The sequence below is a fragment of the Glycomyces dulcitolivorans genome, from assembly GCF_003265355.1.
GTDB classification, from domain to species: domain Bacteria; phylum Actinomycetota; class Actinomycetes; order Mycobacteriales; family Micromonosporaceae; genus Glycomyces; species Glycomyces dulcitolivorans.
Map to the genome: position 1 here is coordinate 47,049 of NZ_QFRW01000076.1, position 10,589 is coordinate 57,637.

The 10,589-nt window shown below is 71.0% G+C and carries 13 protein-coding genes and 1 pseudogene; 7 read left to right on the top strand and 7 right to left on the bottom strand.

The window, feature by feature from the left end; all coding sequences use genetic code 11:
* Positions 1 to 3: 3 nt before the first annotated feature.
* The 5 genes from DI269_RS06895 to DI269_RS06915 are packed head-to-tail and all read left to right on the top strand — an operon-like array spanning position 4 to position 3,125.
* Entirely contained in the window at positions 4 to 714 is a 711-nt protein-coding gene (locus DI269_RS06895) for a hypothetical protein (RefSeq protein WP_112134363.1), read from the top strand.
* Between the two features lie 5 nt (positions 715 to 719).
* A complete protein-coding gene (locus tag DI269_RS06900; protein ID WP_157974806.1) occupies positions 720 to 1,514 on the top strand; it encodes a hypothetical protein in 795 nt (264 codons plus the stop codon).
* A 35-nt stretch (positions 1,515 to 1,549) separates the two neighbouring features.
* Positions 1,550 to 2,125 (top strand): hypothetical protein, encoded by a 576-nt coding sequence (locus DI269_RS06905; RefSeq protein ID WP_112134365.1) that lies wholly within the window; start codon positions 1,550 to 1,552, stop codon positions 2,123 to 2,125.
* Positions 2,125 to 2,649, top strand: a complete 525-nt coding sequence (locus tag DI269_RS06910; protein WP_112134366.1) for an SUKH-4 family immunity protein — start codon at positions 2,125 to 2,127, stop codon at positions 2,647 to 2,649. The genes DI269_RS06905 and DI269_RS06910 overlap by 1 nt, the downstream gene beginning before the upstream one ends.
* Positions 2,646 to 3,125 (top strand): SUKH-4 family immunity protein, encoded by a 480-nt coding sequence (locus DI269_RS06915; RefSeq protein WP_157974807.1) that lies wholly within the window; start codon positions 2,646 to 2,648, stop codon positions 3,123 to 3,125. Before DI269_RS06910 ends, DI269_RS06915 begins: the two co-directional genes overlap by 4 nt.
* On the opposite strand, the gene DI269_RS06920 is transcribed toward DI269_RS06915, so the two are convergent.
* Together DI269_RS06920 and DI269_RS06925 are read right to left on the bottom strand one after the other, a co-directional pair.
* Positions 3,114 to 3,638, bottom strand: coding sequence for a DUF4395 domain-containing protein (locus tag DI269_RS06920; RefSeq protein ID WP_112134367.1), 525 nt, complete (start codon positions 3,636 to 3,638; stop codon positions 3,114 to 3,116). The two genes, DI269_RS06915 and DI269_RS06920, sit on opposite strands and share 12 nt — an antisense overlap.
* Positions 3,639 to 3,741: 103 nt before the next feature.
* Positions 3,742 to 4,653: an EamA family transporter gene (locus DI269_RS06925; protein WP_112134368.1), complete on the bottom strand. Its 912-nt coding sequence runs from the start codon at positions 4,651 to 4,653 to the stop codon at positions 3,742 to 3,744.
* 72 nt (positions 4,654 to 4,725) lie between these two features.
* Here DI269_RS06925 and DI269_RS06930 point away from each other — a divergent pair, with 72 nt between their 5' ends.
* Entirely contained in the window at positions 4,726 to 5,637 is a 912-nt protein-coding gene (locus tag DI269_RS06930; protein WP_112134369.1) for a LysR family transcriptional regulator, read from the top strand.
* Here the strand turns inward: DI269_RS06930 and DI269_RS06935 are convergent.
* Both DI269_RS06935 and clpS read right to left on the bottom strand, forming a co-directional pair.
* Positions 5,634 to 6,188: a DUF2017 domain-containing protein gene (locus DI269_RS06935; protein ID WP_112134370.1), complete on the bottom strand. Its 555-nt coding sequence runs from the start codon at positions 6,186 to 6,188 to the stop codon at positions 5,634 to 5,636. The genes DI269_RS06930 and DI269_RS06935 overlap by 4 nt on opposite strands.
* On the bottom strand, positions 6,188 to 6,418 hold the full coding sequence (gene clpS / locus DI269_RS06940; RefSeq protein ID WP_408612273.1) for an ATP-dependent Clp protease adapter ClpS: 231 nt from the start codon (positions 6,416 to 6,418) through the stop codon (positions 6,188 to 6,190). Before clpS ends, DI269_RS06935 begins: the two co-directional genes overlap by 1 nt.
* A 181-nt stretch (positions 6,419 to 6,599) precedes the next feature.
* On the opposite strand from clpS, the pseudogene DI269_RS29005 reads away from it, so the two are divergent.
* A pseudogene (locus DI269_RS29005) lies at positions 6,600 to 7,430 on the top strand (EamA family transporter); the annotation flags it as partial.
* A gap of 133 nt (positions 7,431 to 7,563) precedes the next feature.
* On the opposite strand, the gene DI269_RS06950 reads toward DI269_RS29005, so the two are convergent.
* From DI269_RS06950 to DI269_RS06960, 3 genes are all read right to left on the bottom strand, one after another.
* A complete protein-coding gene (locus DI269_RS06950; protein ID WP_112134372.1) occupies positions 7,564 to 8,832 on the bottom strand; it encodes a family 1 glycosylhydrolase in 1,269 nt (422 codons plus the stop codon).
* On the bottom strand, positions 8,829 to 9,680 hold the full coding sequence (locus DI269_RS06955; protein ID WP_112134373.1) for a carbohydrate ABC transporter permease: 852 nt from the start codon (positions 9,678 to 9,680) through the stop codon (positions 8,829 to 8,831). The genes DI269_RS06950 and DI269_RS06955 overlap by 4 nt, the downstream gene beginning before the upstream one ends.
* Positions 9,677 to 10,589: carbohydrate ABC transporter permease (locus DI269_RS06960; protein WP_198667220.1), on the bottom strand; the 913-nt coding region annotated here is incomplete at its 5' end. The genes DI269_RS06960 and DI269_RS06955, both read right to left, overlap by 4 nt.

Consider the following 10,589-nt stretch of genomic DNA (forward strand, 5'->3'; position numbering starts at 1 on the left):
GGCATGACTGATCTCGTAGCCACCGCGTCCGACGTCCCGGCCCAGCCCGGCGCCGGGTTCACCGGTGCGGGCATCGTCGAGTCGTATGCGGGTCTGGCGATGGCCATCGACTCCGGGTCCTGGATCGACGCGTCCGTCGCCGGTCTCGGTGTCGCCCTGGAGACCGTCGGCGCCGTCATCGACCCGATCGGGACGCTCGCCTCCGCGGGGGTGGGGTGGCTCATCGAGCACGTCCAGCCCCTGAAAGAGGCTCTGGACATGCTCGCCGGGAACCCGACTCTGGTTGAGGCCCATGCGATGACGTGGGACAACGTCGCGAACGAGTGCTTCGCGATGGCGGAGCAGATGACCGCCATCATCGCCGACGTCCAGTCCTGGAGCGGCGGCGCGGCCGACGCCTACCGGGGCATGGCCGACGCGAACTCCGACGTCATCGCCTGTGTCGGCGGGACGGCGCTGTCGCTGGGGACGGCGACGCGCGGCGCGGGCCAGCTGGTGTCCATGGTCCGGGAGTTCGTGCGCGACTTCGTGGCCGAGTGCATCGGCTCCCTCATCGCCTGGGCCGCCGAAGTCGCGTTCACCGTCGGCATCGGCGCCGCCTGGGTCATCCCCAAGGCCGTCATCAGGATCACCGAATGGGTCGGCAAGATCTTCGGCTGGATCACCGGCCTCATCGACTCCATCACCGCCCTCCGCGACCTCCTCTTCGGGTGACTGCCATGCGCCGACTCCTCCGCCAGGCCCTGCTCGTCCCGATCGTATTCGGGCTGCTCGGCCTCCACGCCCGCCGACCCCGCACCAATGTGGACGTCGACGTCGACACCAGCCGTCCCCGTACCGACTCGGACTCGGACACCGACACCAGGCGCGTCCGCAGCCCGCTGTCGGGCCGCAGCCACGCCGGCGACTCCGCCGAGACGCGCACCCGCATCACCGAGGCCCGCCCGAAGCAGCCGGGCGCGCCCGAAGCGCACCCGCACCGGCGCAAGCGCAAGATGGAGGACGGCACCGTCCTGGAGATCCCCAAGAAGGGCTCGCCCGAGCGCCCGAAGCACGAGCCCGACTACACCTCGGGGTTCACCAAGGACCTCGACCCGCCCACGCAGAACGAGGACGGCTCGTGGACCATCAACCTGCGCAAGCACGAGGACTGGGACCAGGCCGACTTCGACGCGAAGGCGAACCACCTCCAGCAGCTCGGCGAGGACGGCCAACTGACGAAGAAGACCGGTGACGGCGACACGCGCGGCAGCACCGTCGACCAGTGGCGCCGCGACAAGGAGTACGAGATCCTGCACACCTCCGAGAACCAGGCGGAGGTCAACCGGCGGCTCCAGGAGCTGGATCAGCAGCAGATCGACCACGCGCACGAGCTCCAGCTCGGCGGCAGGGACCAGCAGGCGAACATGTGGGGCATCGACTCGGTGACCAACCACGGCATGGGCGGGCAGATCAACTCGCAGCTGCTCCAGGTCCCGCCGGGGGCGCAGGTCAGGATCAACATCGTACAGTGAAGTGCGCAGCCGGGAACCCGTGAAGGAGACGCACCATGAACCACCGCGACGAGATGGCGCGCAAGATCGCGCTGCTGCGCTCGACCGGGGCGGTCGAGGAGCTCGAACGCCGTTGGGAGGACGCCGACGAGGACCCGCCGTACGCGACGTACGCGGTCGTGGAGATCGCCGACGGGGCCGAGCCGTCGCGGGAGTGGGCCGGCGGCCTGGGCGAGTTCTACCGGCTGACGGCGGCGGCGAGCTTCGGCGGGGTCGACGTCCGGCCCGAGGAGCAGGTGAAGCCCTCGCGGCCGGTCGACTCGGAGGGCGAGCCGATCGACGACCGCACGTGGCTGCGGATCGGCGACATCGGCTACGAGGACGCGCTGCTCATGGACGAAGCCTCCGGTGAAGTGATCGTGTACGTCAACTCGTACTTCAAGTACGGCTGGGACTCTTCGGTAGTCCTCAGGTGCGCCGACGTCCCCGAGTTCATCGACACGGTCGCGATCGGCCCGCGCCACAAGGAGATCCGCGGCCCGGTGGACCGCCAGAGCGAGCCGTGGTGGGAGACCGACCCGTGGTACTCGTACCTGATCGAGGCCGGTCTCGTTGCGGGAGAGGCGGAGTAGTGACCGATCGCGACGCGTACCTGCGGGCGTGGGAGCCCGACAACGTCATCCGGTTCCCCAGGGACGAGTGGATGCGCGAGTTCGCGGCCCCGGCGGCCGCGTATCCGGACGTGGACTTCCTGCCCATCGACATGTCGGCGGTCTACACCGCCTACCTCACCGGGCGGTTCGAGCTGTACTCCTCGATCAGCCTCGGCGAGGGCGGCTTGCAGCTCAAGGTGATCGGCGCGGTCCCCTCCGACCGGGACAACCTGCTGTTCTGCCTCGACACCGCGAGCGGGCGCGTCCTGCTCCTGGGCGTCGCGGAGGGCACGCTCGAACTGGTGAACTCCACGTTCAAGGCACTGACCGGGTACCTGTACGAGTTCGCGCGGTTCGTCGACGGCGACACCGGCGCGGCCGGGCGGCCCGCGCGGGCCAGGGCGCTGCGCGCCGCCTGGAACGGCATCGACCCCGGGGCGCTCGCCGACCCGGAGTCGTGGTGGTCGATCGCGCTCATGCAGCTCGAAGGCAGCCTGAGGTGAGCGCGTTGCAGTACCCGCGTGAGGCGTGGCTCGCGAAGGGGATCAGCGCCGCGGCGCTGCCCGACGACCTCGACGTCCCCGACGGCATCCCGGGCCTGTACTCCACCGTGCTGCCCGAGGGCCTGACGGTGTTCGACCAGATCCAGGTCAGCGCCGACGGGACCGACCTCGACGTCCGGTTCATCGTGCTGGGCGCGGTCGAGCCGGGGTCGAGCCTGCTGTACGTGCTCGACCCGGGGACCGGGGAGGTCCTCCAGTTCGACCCGTCGAACGTGGCGGTGCGCGGGGTGAACTCCAGCTACCGGTGGTTCGTGGAGTTCCTGCGCAGGATCGGCGCGGCGGTCGAGGCCACGGGCGCCGCGGACGTGCGGGCCGCGCTGAACCGGGGCATGCGGTTCACGCTGCGCGCGGTGGACGAGCGGGCGTTCGAGGCGGACGCGTGGTGGCCGAAGGTGTTCGGCACCCTAGGGAGCTGAGGCGGCCGCGGCCTTGCGGCGGAGGTTCGCCTCGGTGCGGGCGGAGATGTCGTTGCAGGCCTCGCAGACCGTGTCGGGGATGATCCCGGCGCGCATGAGGACGGCGAAGATCTTGCAGCCGAGGCAGAACGCGAACACCGACTCCAGGGTCGCGGCGGCCGCGAGCGCGCCGAGGACGATCCAGCCGGCCAGGTCGGCGTCGAAGACCAGGAGCAGCAGCGCCGAGGTCGCCGAGAAGGCCACGCCGATGCCCTGGGCGAAGCGCTTGGGCGGGCCCGGGACGGGCTTGGCCGCGACCGGCAGGCGGGGCGTGATGACGCGGGTGACGAGCTGCCCGAGGACGCTCAGGGTCGGGCCGGTCAGGACGCGGGCGATGAAGCCCAGGGCGATGATCACCACGAGCCACTCGGCCTGGAGGACCAGGGCGGCGAGGCTCATGAGCACGACGCCTCCGGCGACGAGGCGCGCGGAGACCTCGTTGACCGGATTGGGGAAGCTGAACAGCTGGCGCATGGAACACTCCGTCGGATACAGCGCGGGCACACGGGGCGGCCTGCGAATCCTACGTCTCCGCTAGGAATATTGCAACGCGTGCCCGCCATCCGGGACGGGTCCCTCAGTCCCCCGCGCGGGCGACGGCCGGAACCAGGTCGGGGAGGGCCTTCGGGCGGCGCTTGAGCCCGCCGAGGAGGACGCCGCCGACCACGAGGAACCCGCCGAGGAACTCCGGGAGGGTCGCGGTCTCGCCGAGGATGAGCCACGCGGCGGTCATGCCGGTCACCGGCACCAGCATCGAGAAGGGCGCCACGACGCCGGCGGGGTGGCGCGACATGAGCCAGGTCCACAGGCCCGAGCCGAGGATCGTGCCGATAACGACCGTGTAGAGCAGGCCGAGGACGGCCGGGACCGCATCCGGGGTCCAGGTGGTCAGCGAGTCGAGGATCCGCGTCGGCCCCTCGATCGCGAGGGCCAGCGCGAGCATCGGCAGCGGCGGGACCGTGGACATCCACAGCGTCAGGTGCAGCGGGTTGGCGGCGCGGGCCTGGCGGTTGGAGATGTTGCCGATGGCCCAGCCGAGGGCGCCGGCGAGGGTGAGCAGGAACGGGATGACGCTGGCGTGCTCGGCGCGCTGCCAGCCGACCACGGCGAGGCCGCCGACGGCGACGAGGATGCCGAGGAGCTGGGGGCCGGTGACGCGTTCGCGCAGGAAGGTGGCGCCCAGGAGCATCGTGAAGGGCCCGGAGGCCTGGAGCACGAGCGAGGCGAGGCCCACGGGCATGCCGGCGGCCATGCCCCAGTACAGGAACAGGAACTGGAGGGTGCCGAAGCCGAGGCCGTAGCCGATGAGCCAGCGCAGGGGGACGTCGGGGCGCTTGACGAGGAGCATCGTGGGGATCGCGATGAGCGCGAAGCGGAGCGCGACGAGGAACATGGGCGGGAAGTGCTGGAGCGAGGCGTCGATGGCGATGAAGTTGAGGCCCCACATGACGGCGACGGCCATGGCGAGCAGTACGTAGCGAACGGGCATGGGTCCAATCATCGGCGGCCGGACGATGAAGCACAAATGAAAAATGCTTAAGGCACTGTGTAGCATCGCTTCATGGACGTACGCCACCTGGACTTGCTTCGCGAACTGGCCCTGCGGGGCAGTGTGACTGAAGTGGCGCATGCCACGCACCGGACGCCGTCGGCGGTCTCGCAGCAGTTGAAGGCCGCGCAGCGCGAGTTCGGGATGGTCCTGGTGGAGCCCTCGGGCCGGGGGCTGCGGCTGACGGAGGCGGGCCGGGTGCTGGCCGGGGGCGGCGCGGAGGTCGCGGCCGCGCTGGAGCGGGTGCGGGCCCGGTGGGACTCGTTCCGGGGAGAGCCGTCCGGGACGGTGACGGTGGCGGTGCTCCCCAGTGCGGGGACGTTCCTGCTGCCGGAGGTCATGCGGGAGCTGGAGGGGAGTGCGATCGAACTGCGGTGCAGCGACTTCGACATCGCCGAGGCGGAGTTCGCGGCGCTGGCGGCCGACAACGACATCGTGGTCGCGCACAGCTTCACGGGGGTGCGTCCGGAGGGGACGGCGCCGCTGCATGTCGAACCGCTGGCGAGGGAGCCCCTGGACGTGGCGATGGCCGCGGACCATCCGCTCGCGGCGAAGGAGTCCGTGCGGACCGAGGACCTGGTGGACTGCGAGTGGATCGGGGTGCCGAAGGGCTACCCGTTCGACCACGTCCTGGGGTCGATCGAGCAGGCGACGGGGGTGTCGCTGCGGGTGTCGCAGCGCATCCGCGACAACCGCCTGGTCGAGGCGCTGGTGGCGGCCAGCCGGAGGGTCGCGGTCCTCCCCCGGTTCACGACCCCGACGGGCGCGGGCCTGGTGCTGCGGGAGATCGAGGACGTGCCGACGCGGCGCCACATCACGGCGATCCTGCGCGCCGACCGGGCCGAGCGCCTGGCGGTCGGCAGGGTCCTGGAGGCGTTCCGAAGGGCGGCCGCAATCGTGGAAGAGCGGCATAGAAGGCGTTAGGGCATGACCGCTTCGACGAGGCTGTCCTGCAACAGGTTGAGCCAGGAGTAGACGATGACGGTGGGGACGCGGTCGTCGTCGGGGGGCAGGTCGTAGAGCTCCTCGGCGTCGTCCTCGGTGGCGATGCCGAGGCGGGTGGCGACGGCCAGGCGGAGGTCGTTGAGGGCGCCGAGCCAGCGCCGGCAGTCCTCGGCGTCGAGGCTGAGGATGCCGCCGTCGGGGCCGAGGGCGTCGACGTCGGCGATGAGGGCCTTGGCGTCGTCGCGCTTGCGGTTGCGCAGGTCGTTCTCGGTGAAGCGGCGGAACTCCGCGGAGTGCTCCTCGGCGTCGTCCGCGTCGTCGTAGGCGTCGGGGAAGAGCCGGGCCAGGACGGGGTCGGCGGGCGGTTCGCTGGGGCCGGGCTCGAAGATCGCGGCGATGGGGTCGTCGACGCTCTCACCGCGGGTGGCGAGGAGGTCCACGAGCTGTGAAGCGAGTCCGCGGAGGATGCTCGCCTCGGCCTGGCCGAGGCGGATCGCGGCGCCGCCGGGGAACGGTTCGAAGCCCTCCATCAGCGGTCCTGCCTCAGGGTGGCCCAGAGGCCGTAGCCGTGCATGGCGTGGACGTCGCGCTCCATCTCCTCGCGGCTGCCGGAGGAGACGACGGCGCGGCCCTTGTTGTGGACGTCGAGCATGAGCTTCTCGGCCATGGACTCGGTGTAGCCGAAGTAGGTGCGGAAGACGTACGACACGTAGCTCATGAGGTTGACCGGGTCGTTGTGGACGATCGTCGTCCACGGCACGTCCGGTGCGGCGGTCGCGCCGCTCGCGGTGTCGGCCGTCTCGGCCGGGGCCCCGGCGCCCCCGAGTCGCGGCAGGATGATCACTCCCCAATGCTGCCATCGGGGTGCGGCGGGTTCCGGGCGGGGCGGGACGGGGTGACCAGGGCCTAGTATTCGTTCCGGTCAAATCTTGGAGGTCATGGTGTTCGCACTCGTCCTGGCGCTGGGCAGCTCTCTGGCGTACGGCGCCGCCGACTTCCTCGGCGGGCTGGGCGCGCGCAAGGCGCACGTGCTGCGGACGGTGATGATCGCGGCCCCGGCGAGCCTGGTGGTGGAGCTGGCCCTGTGGCCGCTGCTGGGGGCCTCGTTCGCCCCGGCGACGCTGGTGTGGGGCGCGGCCTCGGGGTTCGCGTCGGCGGCGGCGTTCCTGCTGCTGTACCGGACGCTCGCGATCGGGCCGATGAACGTGCTGTCGCCGGTGACGGCCCTGGTGTCGGGGATGCTGCCGGTCGCGGTCGGGCTCGTGCAGGGCGAGCGGCTCGGGACGGCGGGGCTGATCGGCCTGCCGCTGGCGCTCGCGGCGGTGGTGCTGGTGAGCGCCGGGCCGGGCGCGCGGTCCTCACGGCCGTCGGGCAAGGCCCTGCTGCTCGCGTTCGGGGCGGGCGCGGCCATCGCGCTGCAACTGGTGTTCCTGCACCAGGCGCCCGATGACAGCGGCGTCGGGCCGCTCCTGATCGGCCGGGCGGTCGCCTCGGCGCTGACGCTGGCGGCGGCCGGGCTGCTGCACCGGCGGCTCGGGCCGGAGAAGCCGGCGTACGCGCTGTCGGCGACGGCGGGGGCGCTCGACTCGATCGCGAACCTGCTGTTCCTGCTGGCGGCCCGCGGCGGCGACCTCGCGGTCGTCGCGGTCATCGTCGCGCTCTACCCGGCCGGGACGGTCCTGCTGGCGCGGCGGGTCCTCGGGGAGCGGTTGCAGCGCGGCCAGATCGCGGGGCTCGGCCTGGCGGCGGTCGCGGTGGCGCTGCTCGCCCTGGCGTTATGGCGTAATGAGGCCGCCGGTCCGAATCCCCCCTGGCGCCGGACCGGCGGCCTCTGTCCCCTTCGTGCAAGTCCTGTGGAGTTCGGCTACCCGTGTCTCCGCGGACTATGCGGGATCGGCGGGGACTTTATCGAATCGTCTGCGCCGCAGCGTGATCGGCGTGGAGGCGGAAGCGGTCGGCGATCGGGGTGCGGACCCGGTCGAGCCCGCCCGGGGTCTCCTGGAGCTCCCACAGGCCCATGGTCAGCCGGTGCGCCTCGCGCGGCTCCTGGGAGTGGCGGTAGGTCCACTCGTACATGTCGAACAGCGGCCACCACGTGTACCCGACGACGTCGGTCCCCGCCTCGCGCAGCTCGTGCAGGGCCGCGACGGACTCGTCGAGCCACGCCAGGCGGGCCTCGACCGAGCCGGTCACGCAGGTCTCGGTGAGCATCACCGGGGCGCCGTAGCGGTCCGCGGCCTCGCGCAGCAGCTCGACGAGCCCCGCGGTGCCGTCGTTGCGCACCGGGCGCGGGTCGGGGAACCCGCCGGTGTGGAACACGCCCGCCTCGAAGACCTCCGTGGAGTGCAGCGGGTAGTAGTTGACGCCGACCACGTCCGGGCGGACCGGGGCCTCGGCGAACCACGCGAAGTCGCCGTCGCCCCAGCCGTTCGCGCGCAGGAACGGCGCCAGCGGATGCGCGTCGTCGACCCGGCCGGTCACGAGGTCCTCGACGAGGAAGACCTGCTCCTTCAGTCGGGCGGCGTGCTCGCGGTGCTCGGGGGCGTCGGTGTCGCCGGTGAAGCGCATCCCCGCGTCCACGTGGACGAACACGGGGTCTGCGAGGACGTCGCCGATCGCCCGCTGGGCCAGCACGAAGCCGCGCGCGAGCTGGCCGACCATGGTGCTCAGGCCCTCCGGGCCCGACAGGTACGGCGGCCAGTAGGCGTACTCCCCCGAGAACAGCGCGTGGATCATCGGCTCGTTCACCGGCGTGTAGTCGGTGAACCCGAGGTGCGCGTAGCGGTCGGCGACCACCGCGGAGTACTCGGCGACGTGCTTGGGGTAGTCCGGGTGCGCGAACTGCCCCTCCATCCACAGTGGCGTGCCGTAGTGCATGAGGTCCACGATCGGGCGCAGCCCCAGCTCCGCGAAGCGGTTCATGACTCGGTCGAGCCAGCTCCAGTCCCACTGCCCCAGGGCCGGTTCGATCCGGTGCCAGGGGACGCCCCAGCGCACCAGCTCGGCACCGGCGCCGGAGGCGAGCGCGAGGTCCCCGTGCCACTTCTCGTAGTGCTCGGTGAGCGCGTACTCGTCGATCGCGCGCTCGCCGGGCCGCGACTGCGGCACGAAGGTGTCCTCGACGCCGACCGCGAAGTGGAGCCTGCCGTCGCGGTGCCATGGGTGGGAGGTCATTTGAGTCCTGTCGTTGCGATGTTCTCGATGAAGCGGCGCTGGATGAGGAGGAACGCGATGACGAGCGGCAGGATCGCGATGAGCGAGCCGGCCATCATGACGCCGTGGGGGACGATGCCGCTGGGTCCGGTGAGGAGCGTCAGGCCGGAGGTGATGGTGCCCATGTCCGCGTCGGTGGTGAACACCAGCGGCCACAGGAGGTCGTTCCAGTTGTTGACGAAGGTGAAGAGCCCCAGGGTGAGCAGGGCCGGGACGGCGTTGGGGAGCACGACCGACCGGAACACCCGGAACTCTGAGGCGCCGTCGATGCGGGCGGCCGCGTCGACGTCGCGCGGGAGCGAGAGGAAGAACTGGCGCAGGAAGAAGATCCCGAACGCGTCGGCGGCGCGGGGCGCGATGAGCCCGGCGTAGGTGTTGACCCAGCCGAGGTCGGCGACGAGCTGGTAGAGCGGGATCAGCGTGGCCTGGAACGGGATCATCAGGGTCGCGATGATCGCGATCAGCAGGACCTTGCGTCCGGCGAAGTCGATGCGCGCCAAGGCGTAGGCGGCGAGCGAGTCGAAGACGAGCGCGAACGCGGTGACGCCGCCGGCGAACAGGAAGCTGTTGCCGACCAGGCGCGCGAACGGCAGCTCCGAGGTCACCTCCTTGACGTTGTCGAGGGTCCACGTGTCGGGCAGGAGGCTCGGCGGGAACGCGTTGACCTCGGCGACGGGCTTGAACGCGGTGAAGACGATGATCGCGATGGGCAGCAGGACGACGGCGCTGACGAGGACGAGCGCGATCACCGCGAGTACGGTGCCGGGCGTGACGTCCCGCAGCCGGGACCGGCGGGCGAGGGCGCTCATGAGGTCAGGTCCTTTTCCTTGCGGCCGAAGAACAGGAATTGCACGAGGCTGAGCAGCAGGGTCGCGATGAGCAGCACGTACGACAGCGCCGAGGCGAACCCGATGTCGAGCTTGCGGAAGCCGGACTCGTAGATCTCCATGACGAGGGTCTGGGTGTGGCCGTAGGGGCCGCCGCCGGTCATGACGTAGATCTGGTCGAAGGCCTGGAGGGCGGCGATCATCGCGAAGATGAGCACGAACGCCATGGTGTTGGACAGCATCGGGAGCGTGATGTTGCGCAGGCGCGACCACGGCCCGGCGCCGTCCATGCGGGCGGCCTCGTAGAGCGTGTTCGGGATGTCCTGGAGTCCGGCCAGGAAGATCACGAAGTAGAACCCGAAGAGCTTCCACACCGCCACGAGCGCGACGGCGGGCATCGCCAGGTTCGGGTCCTCCAGGACGTTGCCGAGCTGGATGCCCATGCCGCGCAGCCAGTAGTTGAGGAGGCCGACCTGCGGGTCGATGAGGTAGCTCCACGCGAAGGCGGCCACGGCGAAGGAGACGACGAACGGCACGAACAGCGCGGTCCGGAAGAACGACCGGAACGGCATGTGCGGGCTGTTGAGCAGCAGCGCCAGCGCGAGCGCGGCGACGACGGCCGTGGGCGTGAACAGGACGGTGTACCAGAGCGTGTTCACGACCGCTTCACGGATGTCGGGGTCGGTGAAGACGGTGACGTAGTTCTCCAGGCCGATGAACTCCTCGCGCCCGAACCCGCTGGCGTCCATGAAGGACAGGCGGAGGGCGGCGATCATGGGCCACACGGTGAACAGGCCGATGATGATGAGCGCCGGGGCGAGGAAGGCCCAGGCCCTCGCGTTGCGGCCCGCGGGGCTCCCGGTGGCGCGGCGGCGGCCGCCGAGCGGCGCC